The organism is Algihabitans sp. (genome assembly GCF_965226985.1).
Taxonomy (GTDB): Bacteria; Pseudomonadota; Alphaproteobacteria; order Kiloniellales; family DSM-21159; genus Algihabitans.
The window spans coordinates 2037453-2062634 of record NZ_OZ245712.1; the positions used below are offsets into that span (position 1 = coordinate 2037453).

The following is a 25182-nucleotide window of genomic DNA, read 5'->3' on the forward strand; positions in this document are numbered from 1 at the left end:
CTCTTCCGATAGAGGACCGCCGTCATCGCCTTGACGACAGGGTCAAGGGATTCTCACGCGCCGGTCCGACCGTCTCGCCTCGGCGAAGGCTGTGCGAGAGCAATAGCGGCACGCGCAGTGCCTCCGCCTCCTCGCCGCCGGACATCAGCTTCGCCAGCAACCCGAAAGCCTCCTGTCCCATCGTCTCAGTGGGTTGAACGATGGTTGTGAGCTGCGGACGCAGGGCCGCCGTCATGGCGATGCCGTCGAACCCCACGACCGACAGGTCTCGAGGCACCTGAATTCCAAGGCGCGTCGCGGCACCCATGACGGCGACAGCGATCAGATCCGTGGAGCAGAACAGTGCCGTCGGCGGATCCGGATCCGTCAGCGCGGCGCGCAGCTGACCCGTCAGGTCCGTCGCCTCGAAAGCGACCTCGATCACCGGGTCGGGTTCGAGCCCAGCGCGCAACATCGCATCGTCGTAGCCGAGCCAACGCAGGCGCGCGCGGTCGCTGTCGGAGAACTGGCCGGCAACCATGCCGATCCGGTGATGGCCGTAGCTCTTCAGCAGCTCCACGACCTCGCGGGCAGCGGCAACGTTGTCGACCGTGACGGCGGCGCGGTGTCTCACGCTCGGCTGATTGTAGACCAGCACATAGGCCACCTCGCGCTCGTCCAGTTGATCCAGCAACTCGCTGTCGTCGGACTTGGCGACGGTCAGGATCAGACCGTCCACGTTGTGGCTGAGCAGCGTTTCGACCGCCTCCGTCTCTTCGCTCTTATCGTAGTTGGTGGCGGTCAGCAGCACGCCGTAACCGGCGGCGCGCGCGGCCGCCTGCACGCCCTGAACGGAGCCTGCGAAAACCGGATTGGCCAGCGAGGGGATCATGAGACCGATCGTGGAACTGCGCGCCGTCTTGAGGCCGCGCCCCAGCCGGTTCGGGCGAAAGCCCAGCTCGCGGATCGCCTCGCGCACGCGCTGGGTCGCCGGCGAATGGGGCGGCGCCAGACCGTTGACCACGCGGCTGACGGTCGCAACAGAGACCTCGGCACGCGCGGCGACCGTGCGGATCGTGGGTGGGGTCTTGACCGAACTCATGGAGCGGAGACGCCCTGTTTGAGAAGCCTTGGCCCCTCCTTTGAGCAAGCCCCGCCAAAGGGTCACGTAAACGTTTTCTTACGGGTCATGAAACAGCGTGTAAGGCCCTGACTGCAAAACGATTTTTGCCCCACCTGCGGACGTGAAATTTTGATGACGTCCGGAAAAGACCAGCCTTACAGTCGGCCGGGCAACCAGAGCGTGAGTGCCGGCAGAGCGATCAGTAACGCCAGGCGCAAAACGTCGGCGGCCAGGAAAGGCAGGATTCCCCGAATGATCGTGGCCTGCCGCAAGCCGGGCACGACGCCCTGGATCACGAAGAGGTTCATCCCGATCGGCGGCGTGATCAGCCCGATCTCCGCCGCCGTGACCAGCAGAATACCGAACCAGACCGGGTCGAGCCCCTGTGCCGCCACCACCGGAAAGACAAAGGGCACGGTCAGCAGGATCATGGAGAGTGAGTCCATGAAACAGCCGAGCAGCAGATAGAACAGCATGATCAGCAGCAGCACGGTCAGCGGCGCCAGGCCCGCATCCTCGACCCAACCGGTCAGCAGGCGCGGCAGACCGCTGGTTTCGATGAAGTAGTTGAACAGCGCGGCACCGACCAGAATCAGAAAGATCATGCCCGTGGTTCGCGCCGTCTCCTCCCCGGCGTCCAGCAGCATCCGCCAGGTGAGCTGGCCGGTCACGGCGGTCAGAGCGATGGCGCCGAAAGCCCCGATTGCCGCTGCTTCAGTCGGGGAGAACCAACCCCAATAGATGCCGCCAATCACCAGGAAGAACAGCAACGCCACCGCCCAGACCCGCTTCAACGACGCCCGGCGATGGCCGCGCTTCGCTATGGCGATAGCGGGCGCGAGCGTCGGATCGACCCGCGTCTGAAGGTAGACCGCACCCATGTAGAGCAGCGTGGCGAGCAAACCGGGAATCAGCGCGCCGACGAAGAGCTGCCCGATGGAGGTTTCGGTCAGAAGGCCGTAGATCACCAGCAGGATCGACGGCGGGATCAACACGCCCAGCGTGCCGCCGGCGGCTATGGAGGCCGCCGCCAGGGAGTCCGCGTAGCCGAAGCGCCGCATCTCCGGCAGGGAGACCTTTCCCATAGTGGCGGCGGTCGCAAGGCTAGAGCCGCAGATCGCACCGAAGGCGGCGCAGGCGCCGATGGTCGCCATGGCCAGACCGCCGCGCGCCCGCCCGACGAAAGCGCCGGCTGCCTGGTAGAGACTCTGGGACAGACCGGCACGCGCCGCGAAGACTCCCATCGCGACGAACAGCGGCACGACGGAGAGGCTGTAGGGGAACACCGCCTCGAAGGGCGCGGCCCCCAGCACGAAGGCGGCCCCGAACCAGCCGTTCAGCAGGGCGAAACCACCAACGCCGACGACCCCCATCGCGATAGCGACGGGGACGCGCAGCAGAACCAGCAGCAGGGCGCCCAGGAAGGCCAGCAGGCCGACGACAGGATCGCTCACGGCCCCCCTCGCCCCTGCCCGGCCACTGACAGAGCGCTCAAGAGACTCCTGACGGCAATCAAAAGGGTCGCCAGCAGGGACAGAGCCGCCCCGAACAGCAGCGGAGCCCAGTACCAGGTCTTGGGAAGTGCCAGGGTCTGGGAGACATCGCCGAAGCGAGCCTGCTGCGCCGCCGCCTGCCAACCGTAGACCAGGATCAGCGCCATCAGCCCGGCCGCCAGTCCGGCGGCCAGCGCGTTCAGCAGGGCCGACATCCGTCGCGGCAGCCCCTGGGCCAGAAGATCGACGGAGACATGGGAGTCGGTCAGGAAGGCATAGGGAATCGCCAGCCAAGCCGCCGCCATGACGCCGAGCTGGACTAGATCGACGACGCCGAAGATGCCGGTGCCGGTCGGACGAAGCGCTACATCGACGACCGTCGCGAACATCGCTCCGGCCAGTCCGAACATCCCCAAAAGGGCAACGAGACGGGAGATGCTAGTCAGCAGGCCGTCCAGGCGACCAAGCCTGTTACCGGTTCCTTGGCCTTCCGTCCGCTGGTCCGAGGTCACTGTGTTTCGAACTGCGCGACGTAGTCCTGCGCCGCGACGTAGATCTCCCGCGCGTTCTCGACGCCCTGGGACTCCAGCTCGTCCAGATAGGCCTCGATCATCGGCGCCAGCGCGGCGCGCCAGCGGTCGCGCTCCTCTTTGCTCAGCGTCGCCACGCTGTTGCCCTTCTCCTCGGCGGCGGCCAGGCCCGGAGCGTCCCAGGCATTCCACCAGTCGCCGAACCTAGCGACCAGCGCATCGCCCGAAGCGGCGTCGATACAGGCCTGCACCTCCGCCGGCAGGCGGTCGTAGCTGCGCCGGTTCATCACGAAGAAGAAGGAGACGGTGTAGGCACGCGCGTCCAGGTGATGCTCCAGTACCTCCGCGAGACGGAAGGACCGGACCGGGTCCCAAGGGAAGACCGTCCCGTCGATCACGCCCTTTTCGAGATTCTCGTATACCTGACCGGGCGGCATGCCCTGCGGGATCGCACCCAGGGACTCCAGCATCATGGAGATCGCCGGGCTGGGCGTGCGGATCCGCAGTCCCCGCATATCCTCCATGGTCGCGACCTGAGAGCCCCGGGTATGGATCAGGCCGCCGTTGTGCGCATGGAGCGCCAGGACCTTCAGCCCCTCGTACTCCTCGGCCAGGTGGTCCGGAAAGAGCGCCCAGAGCGTCCGACTGGCCGCATCCGCGGACTCCGTCAGGAACGGCAGATCGATCACCGAGGTGCGCGGAAAGCGTCCGCGCGGGATGCCGTGCAGGCCGTGGGCGATATCCACCACGCCTGCCAGCACTTGCTCCTGCTGTCTGGCGACGTTGCCGAGCTGCGTGCCGCCGGGAAAGATCTCCACCGCCACCTGACCGTCGCTGCAGGACGCAAGTTCCTCGGCCCAGGGTTGGAGAAAGTCCGTGTGGATGCCGTGCACCGGCGGCAGGAAGTGACTGAGCTTGAGCTCATACTCGGCGGCCTGAAGCGGACCAACCGTCATGCCGGCCGCAAAGGCGGCCCCCACCAGAAGCTGTGCGATCCGCATGGTGTCGATAAACCTCCCTGTTGTTTTCTTAGGCGCGACCGAAAGCGATGGGATAAGACAGAAAGCCTCTGAATCGCGCACGCCCACCACGCCGGTACGACCCCGCCAAGCGGAAGTCGGGCACGCGCGCCAGCAGTCGCGCGATTGCGATTCTGCCCTCCAGTCGCGCCAGGGTCATGCCGGCGCAAGCATGAATACCGCCGCCGAAGGCCAGATGACGGTTGGGACTGCGAGCGATGTCCAGGCGGTCGGGGTCGGCAAACTGCGCAGGGTCCCGGTTGGCAGCCCCGATGCCGAGCGTGACCAGCGTCCCCGCCTCCAGGGCGACGCCCCCGATCTCCGCGGCTTCCAACAGACGGCGGTTGCCGAGTTGGTTTGAGCTTTCGAAGCGCAGGAATTCCTCGACGGCAGGGACGATCAGGTCCGGCTCGGCACGCAGGTGCGCCAACTGATCCGGGTTGTCCAGCAAGGCCGCGATGCCGTTACCGATCAGGTTGGTGGTGGTCTCGTGGCCGGCGTTCAGCAGGAAGATGCAGTTCTGCACCAGCTCGACCTCGCTCAGCCGCTCGCCGGCATCGGTCGTCTCGGCCAGCAGCATGCCCAGCACCTCACCGCCCTCGGTCAGCCGGCCCTTGCGGTAGCGGTCGATGTGAAAGGTCAGATAGTCGCTGAACTCCGTCACCGAGCGGTTGCCCCAGTCGAGAGCCGCCGCGCTCGGCACCGGCTCGAGCGCCCCCAGAATCGCCAGCGACCAGTCGCGCAGAGGCCCGCGTTCGCTCTTGGGAATGCCGAGCATGTCGCCGATAATCTGCACCGGCAGGCCGGCGGCGTAGTCGGTCACCACGTCCATCCCGCCCCGCGCCTCGGCCGCGTCCAGCATCTCCTCGACCATTTCGACGAAGCGCGGCTCCAGCAGCTTCAGCGCCCGTGGCGTGAAGGCTGGTGCGAGCAGCCGCCGCACGCGGGTATGCAACGGGGGATCGTTGAAGACGAGACTGGTGGTGTGGTGCAGGAACAGCGGCGAGTCACCGTACTTCGGCGCGAACTCGACCGTCTTGTCGGAACTGAAACGGCGGTCGCGATAGACCGCCGCAACGTCGTCGTAGCGGGTGAGGAAAACACCGCCGTCGGCCTGACGATGCACCGGGTCGAAGTCGCGTAACAACCGGTAGGTCGGATAGGGATCCTCCAGGAAAGCCTCGTCGATCCGGCGCAGATCGAAGGCACGCGCACGTTCGCGCGCTTCCCGCTCGCTCAGCTCGGCCGCCAACGCGACCATGCCGCCTCCTCCCGATATGTATCCTTTTTCGTTAGCGCCATTGTCGGTGGGCGAACGGCGACGGTCAATCCCGGCCTCGGACCGGAGGCCTTCAGTCGGGCGCGATCAGCACGCCGCTCGCCAGCAGCGCGGCAATCTGCTCGGCGTCGTAGCCGGCCTCTCGCAGAACCTCTCGGCTGTGTTGGCCGTAGAGCGGCGCCGCTCGGGTCACGCCGCCCGGCGTGTCGGACAGCTTGATCGGCAAGCCGAGCGTCTTCATCGGACCGACCGTCGGATGCTCCAGCTCCACCACCATCTCCCGCGCGAGGACCTGCGGGTCCTGGTGCATCTCGCCGACGGAGAGAACCGGCCCGGCAGGGAAACCCGCCTGCTCGAAGATGGCCAGCCACTCGGCCGTCGTCTTGGCCTTGAAGTAGGTCTCCAGCGCGGCCACCAGCTCGTCCAGATGCGCCATGCGGGCCTTGTTCTCCGCGAAGCGGGGATCTTCCGCCAAGGCTTGCGCGCCCAGGGCCTCCAACAGGCGCAGCCAGTTCGCCTGGTTCGCCGCGCCCACGTTGATGTAGCCGTCGGCGGTCGCGAAGGCCTGATAGGGCGCGTTGAGCGGATGGGCCGACCCCAGCGGGCCCGGCGAGCTGCCGGTCGCGAAGGCGATGGCCGACTGCCAGTAGGTCTGCACGATCCCCGCCTCGAACAGAGAGGTATCGACCCGCTGGCCCCGTCCCGTCCGGCTCCGCGCCTGCAATGCCGAGACGGCGCCCAGCGCGCCCAGGATACCGGCGACCACGTCGGACACCGGCGCGCCGACCTTGACCGGCGGCCGGCCGTGGCCCTCGCCGGTGATCGACATCAGGCCGCTCATGCCCTGGGCGATCAGATCGAAACCGCCCCGTTCGGCATAGGGGCCGCTGCGCCCGAAACCGGACAGCTCCACGTAGATCAGCCCCGGGTTCTCTTGCCTAAGGGTTTCGTAGCCGAGACCGAGCCGCTCCATCGTGCCCTGGCGATAGTTCTCGATCACGATGTCGGCGTCCGCCAGCAGCCGGCGCAGCACCGCCAGGCCCTCCGGGTCCTTGAGGTTCAGGGCGATGGCGCGCTTGTTGCGGTTGACCATCATGAAGGCCGAGGATTCGCCCGCCTGCTCCGGCGGCGTCATGCGGCGGGTATCGTCGCCGCCCGGCACCTTCTCGACCTTGATCACCTCCGCGCCCAGGTCGGCCAGCATCAAGCCGCAGACCGGCCCGGCCATGATGTGCGCCAACTCGATAACCTTGATGCCGGCCAGCGGACCGCCAGCCGTCTCCTGCCGCTCCCCCATCTCCGGCTCCGGCACCTCCGTCACTGGCATGTCCGTCACCGGCCTTCGAAATCCGGGTCGGTCTTGGCAAGGAAGGCTTTGTAGCCGATCTCGAAATCCTTCGTGCCGTAGCAGGCGAAGCCCTCGTCGAACTCCGCCTCGCTCAGGGGCGCCGGATCCTCCAGCCGCTTCAGGAAGGCCTTGTGCCAACGCGCGACTAACGGCGCGCCCGCAGCGATGCGGGCAGCCGTCTCGGCCACCTCTTGCACGACCTGGTCGTCGGGCACGACACGGGTTACAACCCCTTTCCGCTTCGCCTCGGTCGCATCGAAGACGCGCGCCTCCAGCAGGATCTCCAGCGCCGTCTGCTTGCCCACCAGATCGCGCAAGGCCTGGATCTCCGGATAGGCCATCACCAGGCCGAGCTTGGCGATGGGGGCACCGAAACGGCTCGACTCGCCGCAGATGCGCAGGTCGCAGAGCCCGGCGATCTCCATTCCGCCACCGACGCAGATGCCGTGGATCTGGGCGACGGTGGGGTGCCGCATGTCGCGCAACGCGGTCAGCGTGCCATGCATCAGCCGACCGTAGTCTTTCGCCTGCTCCGGGTTCGAACGTTCGGTCTCGAACTCGGAGATGTCGTTGCCCGGGGAAAAGGCCTTCTCCCCCGCGCCCCGCAGGACGACGCAGCGCAGACTGTCATCTGCCTCCAGCTCCCGCAGCACCTCGCCCAGCCGGCCCCACATGGGTTTGGTCATGGCGTTGAGCTTGTGCGGGCGGTTCAGGACGACGGTGACGACGGCGCCGTCGCGCTGAACCAGAACGGTCTCCTCGGGTGCGGACATGGGTCTCCTTAACGGTACAGCCACTCGACAAGGCTCATGGGCACGGCGGGCACGTAGGTCACCAGCATCAGGACCGCCAGCAAAACCCCAATGAACCAGATGTTGGCCTTGCTGACCTCCCAGACGTTGGCGCGGGCGATCGAGCAGGCGGTGATCAGGACCGAGGCAACCGGCGGCGTTTGCTGACCGATCGCCAGATTGAGACAGACGATCAGGCCGAAGTGCACCGGATCGATTCCCACCAGGGAGATCAAGGGGACCACCACCGGCACCACAAGGATAATCGCGGCGGCCGAGTGCAGGAACAGGCCGATGATGAGAAAGAAGACGTTCATCATGGCCAGGATCGCGACAGGATTTTCAGTGATCGAGAGCACCCAGGCGGCAAGCTGTTGCGGCAACTGCTGTTCGGTGAGATAGACGCCGACCAGTGCGGAGGAGGCCACCAGCAGCATCACGACGGCCGTCTGCATCGCCCCGTCCAGCAAGGCGGCCCGAAGGAAGGTCAGGTTGAGATCGCGGTAGATCACGCCGCCGATGAAGAGCGCGGCGGCCACCGCCAGACCGGCGCCCTCCGTCGCCGTGACCACACCGCCGAAGATCGCACCCAGGATAATGATCGGCAGGAACAGCGCGGCCAGGGACTCCTTGAAGGTCACCCAGACCCGGCGGAGATTGAAGATCTCCTCCACCGGCCAGCCGTAGTGACGGGCCAGCAGGTAGGAAATCAGCATCAGCGAGAAGCCGCCGAGCACACCCGGCACGATCCCGGCGACGAAGAGTTGAACGATGGAGGCGTCGGCCATCACGCCGTAGAGGATCATGGGAATCGACGGCGGGATGATGATCGCGAGCGAGGCGGAGGAGGAGGTGACGGCGGCCGCGAAGGCCTTCGGGTAGCCGCGTTTCTTCATCGCAGGAATCAGGATCGACCCGGTCGCCGCCACATCGGCGACGGCAGAGCCCGAGATCTCGGCGAAGAACATGGAGACGCCGATGTTGATCATCGCCAGACCGCCCCGGATGAAGCCCAGCAGGGCCGAGGCGAAGGCGATGAGACGGCGCGAGATGCCGGAGGCGTTCATGATGGCGCCGGCCAGCACGAACATCGGAATGGCCAGCAGCGGGAACTTGGTGGCGCCGTCGTACATGACCAGCGCGACGTTCACCAAGGCATCGAAACCGTCCGAGTACCAGATGGCGCCGACCGCCACGAGGCCGAGCGCGACGGCGATGGGAATTCCCATCAGGATCAGGGCGAAGAGCCCCGACAGCATGACGCCGAGGATCATGACTGCGCCCTCCGCACCTGCGCCGCACGCGCTTGCGCTTGCGCTGTCGTAGCCTCGCCCTGTCCCAGTTGGCTGACCGGGGGCGCGCCGCTGTTCTCGTCCATGTGATGGCGCGCGATCTCTTCGATCTCCTCGCGTTCATGGCTGACGCCCTGTTTCAGGCGCTGCCAGTGCGCCGGCAGGCTGAGAAGCTCGCAGAGAATGAAGAGCGCGCCGCCGATGGGGATTACCGACTGGGTGAGCTGGACCGGCACCCAGGACAGGCTGACGAGGCTCATGCCCTCCAGCACCACCAGGACCTTCCAGCCCATCCAGGCCATCAGCGCAAAGAAGAAGATCACCAGCACTTCCGAGAGCGCGGCGAGCGGCAGGCGGATGGACGGCGGCAGCGAGAGCAGCAGACCGTCGAAACCGATATGGCCGCGCTTCAGAGCCGCCAAAGCCGCGCCGTAGTAGGTCAGCCAGGCCAGCAGGATGGAGGCCACCTCGTCGGCGAAACTCAGCGAGGCGTCGAGCTTGCGATAGACGACCGAGACGACGATCAGAACGGTGAGAACCACCATCAGGCCGATCACCACGATCTCGAGCAGACGTTCGACGACCTTCGAGAGTCGGTCGAGCAGACTCGGGGACGAAGCCAGGACAGACGACATGGCACTGCACTCTTCGAAAGCGGATTGTCAGGAGCCCTGAGCGGGAGAGTCGCGGCGGAACGGCTGCCGCCGCGACTCTCCGTCTCACGCTATCTGCCGGGCACAGGAACCCCGGCGCGCAGAGCTTTCGTCAGGAACCGGCACCCAGGCTGATCGCCGTCTGCACCATCTCCTGGCCGCCGTCGACCTGCTCGGCGAAGGCTTCGTAGATCGAGGCACTGGCATCGATGAAGGCCTGCTTGTTCGGCTCGTTCACCTGCATGCCGCCCGCCTTGAGCTGGTCGAGCAGATCGACATCCATCTGTGCCGCCGTCTCATACACGAAGTCCTGGGTCTCCTGCGCGACCTCCATCAACACCGCCTGGACATCTTCCGGCAGCTTCGTGAAGTGGTTCGCGCTGACGGTGACGTAGGCCGGTGTGTAGACATGGCCGGTCATGGAGAGATAGCTCTGGACTTCGTTGAACTTCGCCGAAGCGATCTGGGCCAAGGGGTTTTCCTGACCGTCGATCACACCGGTCTGCAGCGCGACGAAGACTTCCGAGAAGGCCATCGGCGTCGGGTTGGCGCCATAGGAGCGGAACATGTTCACCCGCCACTCGCCGTTCGGCGTGCGCAGCTTGACGCCCTGCAGGTCGTCCGGCGTGTTGATCGGCTTGGTGTTGTTAGTGATGTTGCGGAAGCCGTTCTCCCAGAGCGCCAGGATCTTATAGCCCTCGCGCTCGGCCGCCGGGATCAGGTTCGGCTCCACCACCTCGGCCTCGATCCGCCGCATGTGATCGCGGTCCTTCACCAGGTAGGGCATCTCGAAGAGCCCGAACTCCGGCGCGACGGACGACATCACCGTCGAGGGCAGCGCGAAGTCGATCGTGCCGAGCTTCAGCTTCTGCAGCATCTCCCGGTCCTTGCCGAGCTGGCTGGAGCCGAAGACGGCGACCGACCAGCCGTCAGGCAGACGCTCGTTGGCCTGCTCGGCGAAGTGTTCGGCGGAAACGGCGAAGAGCGAGCCCGGCGCACCGACGTGACCAAACTTCAGCTCCTTGGCTGCTGCCGGAGCGGTCAGGCTGGCGGACACCAGCAGAGCACCGGCAAGTTTCAACATCTTCATGGCAATTCCTCCCGTAGTGTTATCTTTGCGTCCTGAGCCGTAGGTCGGCTTTCTGTTGCATCGACTGTATCGCCGAAGTCGTCTTCCGCGAGGCCGCGGCGTCCACTCCGCGACCTCCCCGATTTTAACCCGCTTCTCTAGTCGCCGGCTGCGGCCATTTTGGGTGCGGCCACCTCCTCGGCACCGGCCAGATAGTCCATTGCGGCCAGAACGCCGCCCGCCTTGTGCGGAACGCCGGCCACCCCGAGTCCCATCTCGACACCGGCCAGGGTCCCGGCCAGCATCAGGTCGTTGAAGGCCCCCAGGTGCCCGATGCGGAAGACCTTGCCGGCAAGCTTGCTGAGACCGGCGCCCAGTGACATGTCGAAGCGCTCCAGGATCGCCTGGCGCAGCGCGTCTGCGTCGTGACCCTCGGGCATCAGCACGGCTGTCAGCGAAGAGGAGTATTCCCGCGGCTCCTGACAGAGCAGCTCCAGATCCCAGGCACGCACCGCCCGGCGCGTCGCTTCGGCATGGCGGTCGTGGCGGGCGAAGACGTTCTCCAGCCCCTCCTCCTCCAGCAGCATCGTCAGGGCCTCGCGCAGGCCGTAGAGCAGATTGGTGGCCGGGGTGTAGGGGAAGAAGCCCTTGGCGTTGGGCCCCTGCATATCGTCCCAGGCCCAATAGGACCGGGGCAGCTTCGCCGTCTTGCTGGCGGCCAGGGCCTTGTTGCTGACGGCGTTGAAGCTGAGGCCCGGCGGCAGCATCAGGCCCTTCTGCGAACCCGAGACGGTGACGTCGACGCCCCAGTCGTCGTGGCGGTAGTCGATCGAGGCGAGCGAGGAGATAGTGTCGACCAGCAGCAGGGCCGGGTGCCCGGCTGCGTCGATCGCCTTGCGGACTTCGCCGATACGGCTGGTGACGCCGGTCGAGGTTTCGTTGTGAACGACACAGACCGCCTTGACGCTGTGATCGGTGTCGGCACGCAGCTTTTCCTCGACGAGCGCCGGGTCGACGCCGCGGCGCCAATCACCCGGCACGAACTCCGCGTCGATGCCCAGACTGCCAGCCATCTTCATCCAAAGCGTGGCGAAGTGGCCCGTCTCGAACATCAGCACCTTGTCGCCCGGCGACAGCGTGTTGACCAGGGCGGCTTCCCAGGCGCCGGTGCCGGAGGCGGGATAGATCACCACCGTGCTCTCGGTCTGGAAGATCCGCTTCATCCCGGCCAGAACCTCGGCCCCCAGGTCTGCGAACTCCTGGCCGCGATGGTCCATGGTCGGGAAGTCCATGGCCCGCAGCACGCGGTCGGGCACGTTGGTCGGTCCCGGAATCTGGAGAAAGTGACGGCCGGTGTGCAGAACCATGATGGCGGCTAGCCTCCCTCTTGTCGTCGTCCGTGCGTCTCTTGCGCGCTTCAGGTTGTCATTATGCATGCAAGATGCAAAGCGGCAAGATTGTTTTTATCCATAAAACATTAAACCTGAGCGATATAAATGATTTAAAACAATATGATACCACCAGAGGTTACCGCCGCACCCGAGTTGCATGTTGCATGCAATCTGCCCTATCTTGAAAAAGGATTGTCGAAAAAGGAGCCAATATGGCCGTCGCGACAGACAGCAAGCTGGCGCAGTCCGTTGTGAAGCAGCCCGGCGTGAAAGCGAAACGGCCGAACCGAGCCGGAGCGGCCCTCGGCGCCAGGCTGAGGGGCGCGGTCGAGGGCGAAGTGCTGGTCGATTCCTTCAGCCGCGGTCGCTATGCCACCGACGCTTCGATCTATCAAATCGAACCGCTCGGCGTGGTGGTGCCGAAAAGCGAGTCCGACGTCCGGACGGTCCTCGAGATCGCGGCGGAGGAAAAGCTGCCGGTCCTACCGCGCGGCGGCGGCACCTCGCAGTGCGGCCAGACGGTCGGCGAAGCGCTCGTCCTGGATCTTTCCAAACATATCACCGGGCTTGTCGATCTCGACGTCGCCGCGCGGCGTGCCGTCGTGCAACCCGGCCTCACCCTGGACCGTCTGAACAAGCAGCTCAAACCTCACGGCCTCTGGTTTCCGGTCGACGTCTCCACCTCCAGCCGCGCGACGCTCGGCGGCATGACCGGCAACAACTCCTGCGGCGCGCGCTCCCTCTACTACGGCCCGATGCGCGACAACGTCGCGGCGATCGAGGCCTTCCTGCCCGACGGCACGCCGATGCACTTCGGCCCGGTCGACCCGGCGCGCCTCGCCTCTAACGAGCCGGATCGCGTCCGCGATCTCACCGCCAGCCTGCTGAACCTCGGCGCGCGCGAGGCGGAGGAGATCAAGGCGCGCTTTCCCGACCTGATGCGCCGGGTCGGCGGCTACAACATCGACGCGCTGATGCCGGATCGGGAGATCAATCTCGCGCACCTTCTGGTCGGCTCGGAAGGCACCCTGGCCTACTCCAACCGCATCGAGCTGAAACTCTCCCCCCTGCCCCGCAACAAGGTGTTGGGCGTGGTGCACTTCCCGACCTTCTATCAGGCGATGGACAACACCCGGCACATCGTCGAGCTGGGGCCGACCGCCGTGGAGCTGGTCGACCGCACGATGATCGAACTGGGTCTGGAGAACCCCCTGTTCCGCGACACCATGGTGCAGTTCCTGCGTGGCGAGCCCGACGCGCTGCTGCTGGTCGAATTCGCCGGCGACGACGCGGAGGAGAACCGGCGGCGCCTGCGCGCGCTGGTCGACCTGATGGGCGATCTCGGCTTCCCCGACGCGGTGGTGGAGGCCATCGACCCGACCTTCCAGCAGGCGATCTGGGAGGTGCGCAAGCAGGCTCTCAACATCATGATGTCGATGAAGGGCAGCGGAAAGCCGATCTCCTTCGTCGAGGACTGCGCGGTGCGGCTGGAGGATCTGGCCGAATACACCGACCGGCTGACCCAGGTGTTCGAGAAGCATGGCACGCGCGGCACCTGGTACGCCCACGCCTCGGTCGGTTGCCTGCACGTACGACCGGTCCTCAACATGAAGCTGGAGGACGATGTCAGAGCCATGCGCGCCATCGCCGAGGAAGCCTTCGAGATGGTGCGCGCCTACAAGGGCTCCCACTCTGGCGAGCACGGCGACGGCCTGGTGCGCAGCGAGTTTCACGAGGCCATGTTCGGCACGCGCATGGTGCAGAGCTTCGAGGAGGTTAAGACGCTGGTCGATCCCGACTGGCGGATGAACCCCGGCAAGATCGTGCGCCCGCCGAAAATGGACGACCGCAGCCTCTTCCGCTTCAAGCCTGACTACGCCGTGACTCCGCTGGAGACCGGTCTCGACTGGTCCGACTGGGGCGGCGCTGGCATCGCCGGCTTCGCCGGTGCCATCGAGATGTGCAACAACAACGGCGCTTGCCGGAAGTTCGACGCAGGCGTGATGTGCCCCAGCTTCCGCGTCACCCGCGACGAGCGGGACCTGACACGGGGCCGTGCCAACAGCCTACGTCTCGCCGTCTCGGGTCAATTGGGACCCGGCGCCTTGGCGAGCGACGAGATGCTGGAGACTCTGAAGCTCTGCGTCTCCTGCAAGGGCTGCAAGCGCGAATGTCCGACCGGCGTCGACATGGCCAAGATGAAGATCGAGGTGCTGCACCAGCGCGCCAAGACCAAGGGCGTACCTCTGCGTGAAAGGCTGGTCGCCTACCTGCCGCGCTACGCACCGAGTCTGCGACGCTTCGCGGGCCTCGCCAACCTGCGCAATCGGGTCGGCCTACTGCGCCGGCTGGGCGAAGCCTGGCTCGGCCTCGCCGCCGAGCGCCCCCTGCCGGAATGGCGCCGCGACGCCTTCTATCCCAATGAGACGGTGGTAGGCCCCGAGGACGGCATCCCCGTCGTACTCTTCGCCGACACCTTCAACCGCCATTTCGAGCCGGAGAATGCCCGCGCCGCCCTCACGGTGCTGACCGCCGCCGGTTACCGGGTGCACCTGCCGCGCGCCGTGAGCCAACCGAACCGGCCGCTCTGCTGCGGACGCACCTTCCTTTCGGCCGGCTTGGTCGAGGAGGCGCGGTCCGAGGCCAAGCGCACGTTGGACACGCTGCTGCCGCTGGTGCGTCAGGGTTTACCGGTGGTGGGGCTTGAACCCTCCTGCCTGCTGACGCTGCGCGACGAGTTTCTCTCGCTGCTGCCCGGCGAGGAGGCGCGCGCGTTGGCGGACAAGGCGCTGCTGCTGGAAGAGTTCCTGGCCCGCGAGGCCGAGGCTGGGCGCTTCGCGCCGAAGCTCAAGCCGCTCGGCAAGACGGCCCTGCTGCACGGTCACTGCCATCAGAAGGCTTTCGGCGCTCTCAAGCCGGTCGAACGCGTCCTCGGCCTGATTCCCGGACTAGAGGTGACGACGGTGGAGTCCTCCTGCTGCGGCATGGCCGGCAGCTTCGGCTATCAGGCGGAGACCCTGGACTCCTCCCGCGCGATGGGCGAGCTTGCCCTCTTGCCGGCGATGCGTGCAGCGCCGCCCGACGCGATCCTCGTGGCCGACGGCACCTCCTGCCGCCACCAGATCGCCGACGGCGCCGCGCGGCAGGCCCGGCACGTCGCCCTGATCCTCGAAGAGGCCCTGGAGAGATGAGCGAGCCGCAGACCGTCACGCCGATCGCCCGGCGCTCCCTGCACGACGAGTTGGTGGCGCGGCTGCGCAACATGATCGTGGAGGGCGAGCTGCGGCCCGGCGCCCGCCTGCCGGAAAAGGAGCTCTGCACGCAGTTCGGCGTCTCCCGCACCCCGTTGCGCGAGGCCCTGAAGGTGCTGGCCGCCGACGGCCTGGTCGAGATCTCCCCTCATCGCGGCGCAACGGTGGTGCAGATCTCCCGCAGCGACATTGAGGAGATGTTTCCGGTCATGGGCGCGCTCGAGGCACTGGCCGGCGAATTGGCCTGCGCCAAGATCGACGCGGCCGGCCTGGCCGAGATCACCGCCCTGCACCATCAGATGGTCGCGCACTATCACCGCAAGGAACTAGCCGAGTACTTCCGCCTCAACCAGCAGATCCACGAGCGCATCCTGGCGGCGGCGGGCAACGCGACCCTCTCGGCCCTGCACAGCGGCCTCGCGGGGCGCGTGCGCCGTGCCCGCTACATGGCCAACATGAGTCCGCCGCGCTGGCGGCAGGCGGTCGAGGAACACGAGCAGATCCTGGCCGCCCTGACCGAACGCGACGGCGCCCGCCTCGCCGAGATCCTGCGCCGCCACCTGGAACACAAGGCCGAGGTGGTGATCGCCAACATGACCGACGCCGAAGCGGAAACGGCGGCGCAAAGCGCGGCGGGGTGAAGCGGCTGATCGTTCGTCGTCACCGATATCTCAAACGTCCTTGGCCCATTCGTAGAAGCAGTCTGGCTCTCTCTCCTCGTTGCGGGAGCCGTCACTGCTATCGATCATTGTAAAGCTCTTGGCTTCATAGAAGGCTCTCGCGCGGCCATTGCGCTGGAAGGTGAAGAGGCGAAGTCGTCTCAAACTCAGAGTCTTCGCTTTGTCCAGCAGTCTTGAGCCAATGCCCCGCCGATAGAACTCCGGGTGCACGTAGAGTTGTTCTAGATCGTCATCGACCAAGGCAAAGAAGCCAACGATGCGACCGTCCAACCGGCCGATCCAAGTCCCCCCTCTTCTTAGCATGACGTCACTTATCCACTGCCTGATCTCCGCATCGCTGTGGAGAGCGGGCAGGTAAGGAAGCGCATCGTTCCGAGAAGCGATATAGAGTGCGGCAATCTCATCCGCTTCGGACGCTGTCGCACGTTCGATAGTGAAGCTACCAGACGGATTCACTCGGACCGCCTCCATCAAATTCGCTCGGAGAGGTAAGTCGTTAGTTATGAGGCTCCATCCGCACCCATATGGGTTTGCCTCGTCAACGGCGTCTTCAGCTTGCTACCGTCTTCCCGTCTGCCCTGACTATTGCTCCTGTCCGATCCGGGCGACCTCGTCGACGGCGAAGCGCTTCGCCGGCGTCGTCTCCGTGGCCCGCGACCAGACCAGGGATATCGTCCAAGGCTCCATCGCAATCGGCAGGGGGTGAAGGCTGCAGCCGGCCCGCTCCGCCAGGGCGTCCGCGACGCTGCGCGGGATCGCGGCGATGTAGTCGGTGCGGCCGACGATGTCGGGAATCACGATGAACTGCCCGACGGTCAGCGCGACGCGTCGTTTCAATCCCAGTTTCCGCAGCGCCGCGTCGACAGCACCGCGTTCGTCGGCACGCAGGGTCGTCAGGATCTGGGGCAGCTCCGCGAACTGTTGCGGCGACAGATCCGCGACCGGTGCCGGGTGGTCCTTGCGGGCGATGCAGACGAAGTGGTCCTGCCTGAGCGCCTGCTGAAGGAAGCGCGGAGGAAGGTCGGGAAAGCGGCCGATGGCCATGTCGACGCCTCCCGCGTCCAGCTCCGCAAAGATCCGGTCCTTGTCCAGCGGTCTCAGATGGAGATCGAAGTTCGGCGCCGCCGCGCCGAGGTGCTGAGCGAACCTGGGGCCTAAGGTCAGAGTGATGTCGTCGCTGGTGGCGATCACGATCTCGGCCGCCGCACTCTTCGGATCGAAGGGCGCGGGCGGCTCGACCGCCTCTTGGATCAGGGCCAGGGCCGCCGAGATCTTCGGCGCGAGGCGTTCGGCCTGCTCCGTCGGCGCCATACCCCTGGGCGTCCGGATGAAGAGCACGTCGCCGAAGAGCTGGCGCAGGCGGGCAAGCGCATTGCTCATGGAGGGCTGCGCAAGACCGATCCGTGCAGCGGCCCGCGTGACGCTGCCTTCCTGATACAGCGCATCGAAGGCCTTGAGGAGATTGAGGTCGACCGAGGCCAAATTCATGCGGTCAATGGGCCATATAAAGACAATCTATTTCAACAATTCATGCGAGCCACCCAGATACCCGACACACCCTTGGGGAGGATGAGCATGGACCGCAAACGCAGAGTGCTGGTGGCCGGCGGCAGCTCCGGGATCGGCCTGGCCACGGCCCGCGCCTTCGCCGAGGCCGGCGACGAGGTGATCATCGCGGGCCGCTCGCCGGACAAGCTGGCGGCGGCGCAGACAGACTTGCCGGACGGCGTTGCCGCCGAAGAGGTCGATGCCTTGTCGGATGCTTCCGTCACCGAGCTTTTCGGGCGTGTCGGTCCGCTCCATGACCTGGTCCTGACGGTCGGTTCCGGCGCGGCGATGGGCCCCTTCGAGACCGTTGGAGTCGCGGCCATCGCGCAGACCCTGGAGACCAAGCTGATGGCTCAGGCGCGCCTCGCCCAGGCCGCGCTGGAACATCTCAGCGACGACGGCACCATCACCTTCCTCGGCGGAATCGCGGGGCGCCGGCCGCTGCCCGGCATGGTCGCCGTCGGCGTCGCCAACCTGGGCCTCCAGGCCCTGGCCTCGGCCTTGGCCAAAGAGCTGGCGCCCCTGCGGGTCAATCTGATCGCCCCCGGACTGGTCGACACGCCGGCCTATGCGGGCATGCCGGCGGAGGCGCGCGCCGCCATGCTGCAGGCCACCGCCGACGCCCTGCCGGTCGGACGGGTCGGGCAAGCGGAAGACATCGCCGCCGCCATCTTCGCGGTCGTACGGAACGGCTACATCACCGGCGCCGAAATCGAGGTCGACGGCGGCGCGCATCTTTGACGTGAACTCAGCTTGGGAGCAGCCCTATGAAGATCGGTATCCTCGGAAGCGGAAACATCGGCGGGTCGCTCGGGCGGCTCTGGGCGAAGGCCGGGCATGAGATCTGCTTCGCCTCGCGCAGCCCCGACAGCCTGGCACCCCTGGTCGCGCAAGCGGGCGCCGGCGCCCAGGCCGGGACGCTGGAGGAGGCGACGGCCTTCGCCGAGGTGATTCTGGAGGCGCTACCCTTTAGCGCGACGATGGAGCTGTCAGCCGAGGCACTGGCCGGCAAGACCCTGATCAGCGCCGCGAACTACTACCCCCCGCGCGACGGAGAGGTCGATCTCGGCGGGCTGTCGCAGACGGAGGCCCTGGCCCACCGCCTGCCCCGGACGACGCTGGTCAAGGCCTTCAACATGATGTTCGCCACCGAGATGGAGGCCCTGGCAAATGGCGAGGGCACGCCGGGACGCGCCATCTTCTACGCCGGCGACGATGCCGAGGCCAAGGCCATCGCCGCCCAACTGATCGAGACCGCCCACTTCGTCCCCATCGACACGGGCCCGTTGCACAACGGTCGCTACTTCGAAAATGGCGCGCCGCTCTACGCAAAACTCTGGGACGCCGACACTGCGAGGGCAGAATTGGCGGCGGTGGAGGCCGAGGCCTAATACCCGCGCAGACAACCAGAAGCGCCGCCCTGCTGTAAACGTCACAGATCCTGGCTATGCTATGGGCCGTCCGGCTGTGGCAAGCTAGCGCTTCAGGTCGATTCCCTTTTTGACGAGGCCCCATGACGGAAGCCTGTGCAGGCGCGGCCGCCCAGCCGCCGCCGACCAAGGCCGCGCACTGTGCGGAGCGGGCGCGGCCCTACGTGCTGGCGGCGACCATCCTGGCCTCGGCCATGGCCTTCATCGACGGCTCCGTCGTCATCGTCGCCCTGCCGATCATGCAGCAGGAGTTCGGCGCCGGCATGGCGCAGCTCCAGTGGATCCTGACCGGCTACACCCTGATGATGGGATCGCTGGTGCTGACCGGCGGCGCGCTGGGCGACCGCTTCGGCCGGCGGCGCATGTTCGACCTGGGCGTCGTGATCTTCGCAGTCACCTCGGTCGCCTGCGCCCTCGCCCCCAACACCGAGACGCTGATTGCCGCGCGTGCGGCCCAGGGCATCGGCAGCGCGCTGCTGACGCCGGGCAGCCTGGCGATCATCAGCGCCAGCTTTCCCCGCGAGATCCGCGGCCGCGCCTTCGGCACCTGGGCCGGCGCGGCGGCGATCACCACGGCAGCCGGCCCGCTGGTCGGCGGCTGGATGATCGACAACTTCTCCTGGCGGGCGATCTTCTACATCAACGTCCCGCTCTCCCTGGCGGTGCTGGCGATCAGCTGGCGCCATATCCCGGAAAGCCGCGATCTGCAGGCGGCGGCGCGGCTGGACGGCTGGGGCGCCGGGCTGGCTGTGGTCGGCCTCGGTCTCATGACCTACGGCCTGATCGCGGTCGGCGAACTGGGCTTCGCCACGCTCCGCTCCGGGGGCCTTCTACTGGCCGGCCTGGCGGTGCTGGCGATCTTCCTGGCCGTCGAGGCGAAGCGCAGCAACGCCATGATGCCGCTGCATCTCTTCCGCTCGTCCGACTTCAGCGGCGCCAACGGCTTGACGCTCTTTCTCTACTTCGCCCTGGGCGGCGCGCTCTTCCTGCTGCCCTTCAACCTGATCCAGGTGCAGGGCTACAGCGCGACGGAGGCCGGCGCCGCCTTCCTGCCCTTCGCTCTGCTGATCGGCCTGCTGTCTCGCGCCAGCGGGACCCTGACGGAGCGCTTCGGGACCCGGCGGCTGCTGACCCTGGGCCCGCTGGTCGCCGCTGCCGGCTACGCCCTGCTGGCCCTGCCGGAACAGGGCGGCGGCTACTGGACCGACGTCTTTCCGGCCATGGTGCTGATGGGGCTCGGCATGGCTGCCTGCGTCTCGCCCCTGACCACCACCGTGATGAACGCGGTCGAGGACCGCCACGCCGGCCTCGCCTCGGGGATCAACAACGCCGCCGCGCGGGTCGCTAGCCTGCTGGCCGTCGCCATCGTCGGCGCGGTCGCCGTGCTGCTGTTCGAGCCGGCCCTGCAGGCCGAACTCTCCGCCCTCGCCCTGCCGCCCAACATCGAGGCCGGACTGCTGGGCAGAGCGGGCGAACTGGCCGGCCTCTCGCCTCCCGGCGACCTCCCGCCCATACAGACTGCAGCGGCACAGACGGCGATCCACACGGCCTTTCTGGAGGCCTTTCGCCTCGCCATGCTGGCCATCGCCGCCATGGCGCTGCTCGCCGCCCTGGTCGCACACCTGACCCTTTCCCCCGAACCGGAGGCCTGATGGACCGCCCGACAGAGCCGCTCGCCCCCCAGAAACCACCCCTGCCACCGCCGTTGACCCACCATTTCGACGCGGCGGTCTTCGACCTGGACGGCACCTTGGTGGACTCCGCCGCCGAGCTGGCCGGCGCCCTCGACCGCCTGCTCGCCGAGTACGACCTGCCGCCGGCCGGGGTCGAGGCCACCAAGCGCATGGTCGGCGACGGCGCGCGGCTTCTTCTGACGCGCGGCCTGCAGCAGGCGGGCCGGACGCTGCCGCCGGAGGACTTCGAGGTCGCCTTCGCCCGCTTCCTGGAGATCTACGAGAGGGAGCTCTCGGACTCCTCGGCGCTCTATCCCGGCGCCCGCGCCTGCCTCGACCAGCTGGCCGAGCAGGGCCTCAAGCTCGGTCTCTGCACCAACAAACCGGCGGTTCCGACCCGGCAGCTTCTGGCCCGGCTGGAGCTGACCGACCGCTTCTCCGCCATCGTTGGCGGCGGCGACACGGCCGAACTGAAGCCGCATCCCCTGCCCCTGCTGACCGTCGTCGAACGTCTGGGCGCCAAGCCCGACCGGACGCTCTATGTCGGCGATTCCCGCACGGACCTGGAGGCGGCACGGGCCGCCGGTCTCCCCATCGCGCTGCTGCCCTCCGGCTACGGCATGGAGCCGGTCACCCTGGCCGAAAGCGACCTGCCCGCCGCAACCCTGGTGGAGCTGGCGAAGCTCTTCACCCCGGCCTGACCTCGCGGTCGATTGCTCAGGGCAAAACAAGTTTCCAGAGCAGGATCGTCTCAAGCGGAAGCCAAACGCTTCCACCTGAGACGATCGCGCTCTAGGCTGACGGCAGGTTCGATAGGTTCGGGAGGCACCGATGCCGCCCTTCGTCATTGGTGCCGTCCTCTTGCTGACCGCCGTCCTCGCGGCGCCTTCGGCCGCGGCCGAGGGCAATCCGCCGAGCCGCTGGCTGATCGGCTATCACAAGGCGCTCTTCTGGATGTCGGAAGTCGAGGTCCGTTTCTTCTACGACATCGCCGAAGCCTTCACGCCGCGAACGGCAGCCGACGGGCGGGAGCTCAAGCTGATCGCCGCCTCCACCGCCCCCTTCGCGGGCCGCGAGTGGGACATCGACTTCCTGTTGCAGCGCGGACGGCTCGCCGCCATCGGTCTGGAACGCGAGGAGCTGGCAGCGGCGCCGGAGGCCTGCGCCGCACGCCTCGACGACTGGCTGCGCGCCCTCGACAGCCTACACGGCGTGGTGAGCGAGCGAACGGCGGTGGGCGACGATGCCAGCCACTTGTCGAGCCGGGCGGCGCTGGTCTTCAACTGGGGCGCCCGCTGGGAACTGGCGACGGCCTACGACGCCGGCCTCTGCCGCAGCCGCATGGACCTGAAGCGCGCGCCGCCGAGCCGGAGTTGACAGCCTTCCGAAGCGTTACTCGTCGATCCAGGCGATGCGCAGGACGTTGGTGGCGCCGGGCGTGCCGAAGGGGACGCCGGCGGTGATGGCCAGCTTGTCGCCCGCTTCGGCGAAGCCCCGGTCCTTGGCGATCCGGCAGGCCTTCTGCACCATCTCCGGGAAGCTGCGCACGTCCGCCGTATGGACGCACTGGGCGCCCCAGATCACCGCAAGCCGTCGCGCCGTCGGAAGCTGCGAGGTCAGGGTGAGGATCGGCACGCCGGGACGCTCGCGCGCGGCGCGCAGGGCGGTCGAGCCGCTGGTGGTGTAGGTCACGATGGCCGCCGCCGAGATGGTCTGCGCCACCTGCGCCGCCGCCGCCGAGATCGCGTCCGGCGCCGTCGGCTCCGGCGGCGGATGCAGCGCCTCGATCACCGGGCGGTAGCTGGCGTCCTGCTCCGTCTTGCCGATGATCCGGCTCATCATCGCCACCGATTCGACAGGATAGTGCCCGGCCGCCGTCTCGGCGGAGAGCATCACGGCGTCGGCGCCGTCGTAGATCGCGGTGGCCACGTCGGAGGCTTCGGCGCGGGTCGGCGCCGGCGAGTGGACCATGGAGTCCAGCATCTGAGTCGCCACCACCACCGGCTTGCCGGCCAGGCGGCAGGCCCGCACGATCTCCTTCTGCCGGCCCGGCACCTCCTCCGGCGCGATCTCCACACCCAGGTCGCCGCGCGCCACCATCAGGGCATCGGACAGCTCGACCAGCTCGTCGAGTTGCTGCAGGGCCTGGGGCTTTTCGATCTTGGCCATCAGGGCGGCGCGGCCGTCGATCAGGCGCCGTGCCTCGGCCAGATCCTCGGGGCGCTGCACGAAGCTGAGGGCCACCCAGTCGACGCCGAGCTTCATGCCGAAGGCCAGGTCCTTGCGGTCCTTGTCAGTCAGGGGCGACAGCGGCATGACGACGCCGGGCACGTTGACGCCCTTGCGGTCGGACAGCACGCCGCCGGTCTCCACCTCGAAGATCGCGTGGCTCTTCTGCACCTTCTGGGCGGTCAGGCGCATGCGCCCATCGTCGATCAGGATCGTGGCGCCGACCTCCAGGGCCGCGAAGATCTCCGGATGGGGCAGCGGCGCACGCTTGGCGTCGCCGGGCGCCGGGTCCAGATCCAGACGGTAGGTGTCGCCGCGCTCAAGCCGGACCTTGCCGCCCTCGATCTGCCCGATCCGCAGCTTCGGGCCCTGCAGATCCTGCAGGATCGCGATGGGCCGCCCGGTCTTGCGCTCGATCTTGCGGATCGTCTCATAACGCGCGGCGTGATCTTCGTGAGAGCCATGGCTGAAGTTCAGCCGGAAGACGTCCGCCCCGGCCTCGAACATGGCCATGAGGGTCTTTTCGTCGTGGCTGGCGGGCCCGAGCGTGGCCACGATTTTGGCATTGCGGAGTCGACGCATGGGACGGGAACCTACGTGGTTACGGTTACACAATAAGGATGGCGCGGAAGTCGTTGACGTTGGTCAGGGTCGGGCCGGTGACAATCAGATCGCCCAGGGACTCGAAGAAGCCGTAGCCGTCGTTATCCGCCAGACGTGCCTTGGCGTCGATCCCCCGTTCGGCGGCGCGCGCCAAAGTGTCCGGCAGGACCAACGCACCCGCATTGTCCTCGCTGCCGTCGATACCGTCGGTGTCGCCGGCGACCGCAGAGATGCCAGGCAGGCCGTCCAGCGCCACGGCCAGGGCCAGCAGGAACTCGGCATTGCGCCCGCCCCGGCCCTTGCCGCGCAGGGTCACCGTGGTCTCGCCGCCGGACAGCAGCAGGCAGGGCGCCGGCAGGGGCTGACCGTGGCGGCGCACCTGCTTGGCGATGCCGGCCATGACCTGGGCCACCTCCCGCGCCTCGCCCTCCAGGGAATCGCCCAGGATCAGCGGCGTCACCCCGGCCTTGCTGGCAGCGGCAGCGGCGGCTTCCAGCGCCATCTGCGGCGTGGCGATCAGGCGGTACTCGGCGTTCGCCAGGCGTGGGTCGCCGGGCTTGGGCGTCTCGTCGGGCGCGGCCTCCAGCAGATGGTTCACAGAGTCCGGCAGCTTCAGCCCGTACTTGGCGACGATGGCGCGGGCATCGGCGTAGCTGGTCGGATCGGCCACCGTCGGGCCGGAGGCGATGGCCGCCGTATCGTCGTCGGGCACGTCGGAGATCGCCAGGGTCACCACCTTGGCCGGATGGGCCGCCGCCGCCAGACGCCCGCCCTTGATGGCCGAGAGATGCTTGCGCAGGCAGTTCATCTCGCCGATCGGCGCACCGCAGCGCAGCAGCGCCGCGTTCACCGCCTGCTTCTCCTCCAGCGTGATGCCCTCGGCCGGCAGGGACAACAGGGCCGAACCGCCGCCGGAGATCAGCGCCAGCAGCAGATCACCCTCGCCCAGGCTCTCGGCCAGGGCCAGGATGCGCTCGGCGGCCGCCCGCCCGGCGGCGTCGGGGACCGGATGCGCCGCCTCCACCACCTCGATGCTACGGGTTTGCGCGCCGTGACCGTAGCGCGTCACCACCAGCCCCTCGACCGCTCCATCCCAGGCCGCCTCGACGGCGGCGGCCATGGAGGCAGCCGCCTTGCCGGCCCCGACCACGACGGTCCGCCCGGCCGGCCGCACTGGCAGATGCGCCGCAAGGCTGCGCGCCGGATCGGCCACCGCCAGCGCGGCGGCGAAGAGATCGTTTAGAAAGACTCTGGGATTCATCGAAAACTCGAAGGGAGCGTAGAGGGCGTCGCCGCTCGTTGATTTGTTTGCAGAATAGCAGTCCCGGGAAAAGACGCCAGTCTCGAAGACACTACGGCAGGCGCCTATCGACGATACCGACTCGTCATGAAGGCGATACCTGGAAGCTTCATAGGGGCAGGCTTGAACCTGCTTTCCTCTGATCCTTCGCCACAGCACCGCTGCCCGTTGGGTCCTTGAGACCGACGCGGAGCAGGCGTGCCAAGGGCCGCAGCCATTTAGGCCTCCATGTCAGTGTGAAGGCGACGGCGAGTGCGGCGAGGGTGATGGCGGTGGCCCAGAGCAGCGCACCGAAGCTGGGGCCGTCGCGCAGCAGGGCGAGGCCGAGCGAGAGGGTCAGCGCGAGGCCGCCCAGCGTGCGCAGGGCCAACAGCCGGAGGCCCGTCGGCGGCAGTGTCTGCGCGACCCGCTGCCACGGCCGCGCCTGGCCCAGCGCCAGCAAGGCAAAGCCGAGGTAGGCGACCAGGGCCGTCGCGATCAGCAGGGCGCTCTGCAAGGAAG

At 67.3% G+C, this 25182-nt stretch carries 23 protein-coding genes; 7 read left to right on the top strand and 16 right to left on the bottom strand.

All coding sequences use genetic code 11. From position 1 onward, the window contains the following. Positions 1-22: 22 nt before the first annotated feature. The 11 genes from ACO054_RS09450 to ACO054_RS09500 form a co-directional block, all read right to left on the bottom strand. The gene (locus ACO054_RS09450; RefSeq protein ID WP_421710183.1) at positions 23-1081 is read right to left on the bottom strand and encodes a LacI family DNA-binding transcriptional regulator; all 1059 of its coding nucleotides are present in this window, start codon (positions 1079-1081) and stop codon (positions 23-25) included. A gap of 176 nt (positions 1082-1257) precedes the next feature. Next, on the bottom strand, positions 1258-2556 hold the full coding sequence (locus ACO054_RS09455; RefSeq protein WP_421710184.1) for a TRAP transporter large permease: 1299 nt from the start codon (positions 2554-2556) through the stop codon (positions 1258-1260). After that, positions 2553-3107 carry a TRAP transporter small permease gene (locus tag ACO054_RS09460; RefSeq protein ID WP_421710185.1) on the bottom strand — a complete coding sequence of 185 codons (555 nt, stop codon included), beginning with the start codon at positions 3105-3107 and terminating at the stop codon, positions 2553-2555. The genes ACO054_RS09455 and ACO054_RS09460 overlap by 4 nt, the downstream gene beginning before the upstream one ends. Next, the gene (locus tag ACO054_RS09465; protein ID WP_421710186.1) at positions 3104-4126 is read right to left on the bottom strand and encodes a TRAP transporter substrate-binding protein; all 1023 of its coding nucleotides are present in this window, start codon (positions 4124-4126) and stop codon (positions 3104-3106) included. The genes ACO054_RS09460 and ACO054_RS09465 overlap by 4 nt, the downstream gene beginning before the upstream one ends. Positions 4127-4154: 28 nt before the next feature. Further along, positions 4155-5405, bottom strand: coding sequence for a cytochrome P450 (locus ACO054_RS09470; protein WP_421710187.1), 1251 nt, complete (start codon positions 5403-5405; stop codon positions 4155-4157). 91 nt (positions 5406-5496) lie between these two features. Beyond that, entirely contained in the window at positions 5497-6750 is a 1254-nt protein-coding gene (locus ACO054_RS09475) for a CaiB/BaiF CoA transferase family protein (protein ID WP_421710188.1), read from the bottom strand. A 5-nt stretch (positions 6751-6755) separates the two neighbouring features. Then, entirely contained in the window at positions 6756-7544 is a 789-nt protein-coding gene (locus tag ACO054_RS09480; protein WP_421710189.1) for an enoyl-CoA hydratase/isomerase family protein, read from the bottom strand. 8 nt (positions 7545-7552) lie between these two features. After that, positions 7553-8836, bottom strand: a complete 1284-nt coding sequence (locus tag ACO054_RS09485) for a TRAP transporter large permease (RefSeq protein WP_421710190.1) — start codon at positions 8834-8836, stop codon at positions 7553-7555. Further along, positions 8833-9489: a TRAP transporter small permease gene (locus ACO054_RS09490; RefSeq protein WP_421710191.1), complete on the bottom strand. Its 657-nt coding sequence runs from the start codon at positions 9487-9489 to the stop codon at positions 8833-8835. The genes ACO054_RS09485 and ACO054_RS09490 overlap by 4 nt, the downstream gene beginning before the upstream one ends. Positions 9490-9619: 130 nt before the next feature. After that, positions 9620-10597, bottom strand: a complete 978-nt coding sequence (locus ACO054_RS09495; RefSeq protein ID WP_421710192.1) for a TRAP transporter substrate-binding protein — start codon at positions 10595-10597, stop codon at positions 9620-9622. Between the two features lie 137 nt (positions 10598-10734). Next, positions 10735-11943 carry a pyridoxal-phosphate-dependent aminotransferase family protein gene (locus ACO054_RS09500; protein ID WP_421710193.1) on the bottom strand — a complete coding sequence of 403 codons (1209 nt, stop codon included), beginning with the start codon at positions 11941-11943 and terminating at the stop codon, positions 10735-10737. Between the two features lie 236 nt (positions 11944-12179). On the opposite strand from ACO054_RS09500, the gene ACO054_RS09505 reads away from it, so the two are divergent. Next, on the top strand, positions 12180-15158 hold the full coding sequence (locus ACO054_RS09505) for an FAD-binding and (Fe-S)-binding domain-containing protein (protein WP_421710194.1): 2979 nt from the start codon (positions 12180-12182) through the stop codon (positions 15156-15158). Then, a complete protein-coding gene (locus ACO054_RS09510; RefSeq protein ID WP_421710195.1) occupies positions 15155-15859 on the top strand; it encodes a GntR family transcriptional regulator in 705 nt (234 codons plus the stop codon). The genes ACO054_RS09505 and ACO054_RS09510 overlap by 4 nt, the downstream gene beginning before the upstream one ends. A gap of 30 nt (positions 15860-15889) precedes the next feature. Here ACO054_RS09510 and ACO054_RS09515 read toward each other — a convergent pair whose 3' ends face one another. Together ACO054_RS09515 and ACO054_RS09520 are read right to left on the bottom strand one after the other, a co-directional pair. Continuing rightward, positions 15890-16354, bottom strand: a complete 465-nt coding sequence (locus ACO054_RS09515) for a GNAT family N-acetyltransferase (protein ID WP_421710196.1) — start codon at positions 16352-16354, stop codon at positions 15890-15892. A 126-nt stretch (positions 16355-16480) separates the two neighbouring features. After that, on the bottom strand, positions 16481-17386 hold the full coding sequence (locus tag ACO054_RS09520) for a LysR family transcriptional regulator (RefSeq protein WP_421710197.1): 906 nt from the start codon (positions 17384-17386) through the stop codon (positions 16481-16483). Between the two features lie 87 nt (positions 17387-17473). Here ACO054_RS09520 and ACO054_RS09525 point away from each other — a divergent pair, with 87 nt between their 5' ends. From ACO054_RS09525 to ACO054_RS09545, 5 genes are all read left to right on the top strand, one after another. Then, the gene (locus ACO054_RS09525; protein WP_421710198.1) at positions 17474-18187 is read left to right on the top strand and encodes an SDR family oxidoreductase; all 714 of its coding nucleotides are present in this window, start codon (positions 17474-17476) and stop codon (positions 18185-18187) included. Between the two features lie 26 nt (positions 18188-18213). Next, the gene (locus ACO054_RS09530; RefSeq protein ID WP_421710199.1) at positions 18214-18837 is read left to right on the top strand and encodes an NADPH-dependent F420 reductase; all 624 of its coding nucleotides are present in this window, start codon (positions 18214-18216) and stop codon (positions 18835-18837) included. 122 nt (positions 18838-18959) lie between these two features. Continuing rightward, positions 18960-20528, top strand: a complete 1569-nt coding sequence (locus tag ACO054_RS09535) for an MFS transporter (RefSeq protein WP_421710200.1) — start codon at positions 18960-18962, stop codon at positions 20526-20528. Further along, the gene (gph, locus tag ACO054_RS09540) at positions 20528-21250 is read left to right on the top strand and encodes a phosphoglycolate phosphatase (RefSeq protein ID WP_421710201.1); all 723 of its coding nucleotides are present in this window, start codon (positions 20528-20530) and stop codon (positions 21248-21250) included. The genes ACO054_RS09535 and gph overlap by 1 nt, the downstream gene beginning before the upstream one ends. 130 nt (positions 21251-21380) lie before the next feature. Then, positions 21381-21926, top strand: coding sequence for a hypothetical protein (locus ACO054_RS09545; protein WP_421710202.1), 546 nt, complete (start codon positions 21381-21383; stop codon positions 21924-21926). Positions 21927-21941: 15 nt separating this feature from the next. Here the strand turns inward: ACO054_RS09545 and pyk are convergent, their stop codons facing one another. The 3 genes from pyk to ACO054_RS09560 form a co-directional block, all read right to left on the bottom strand. Then, entirely contained in the window at positions 21942-23360 is a 1419-nt protein-coding gene (gene pyk, locus ACO054_RS09550) for a pyruvate kinase (protein ID WP_421710203.1), read from the bottom strand. 25 nt (positions 23361-23385) lie between these two features. Further along, complete coding sequence (locus ACO054_RS09555; RefSeq protein WP_421710204.1) at positions 23386-24642, bottom strand: glycerate kinase type-2 family protein; 1257 nt, start codon at positions 24640-24642, stop codon at positions 23386-23388. 148 nt (positions 24643-24790) lie between these two features. Then, positions 24791-25177 (bottom strand): DUF3325 family protein, encoded by a 387-nt coding sequence (locus ACO054_RS09560; RefSeq protein ID WP_421710205.1) that lies wholly within the window; start codon positions 25175-25177, stop codon positions 24791-24793. Positions 25178-25182 lie beyond the last annotated feature (5 nt).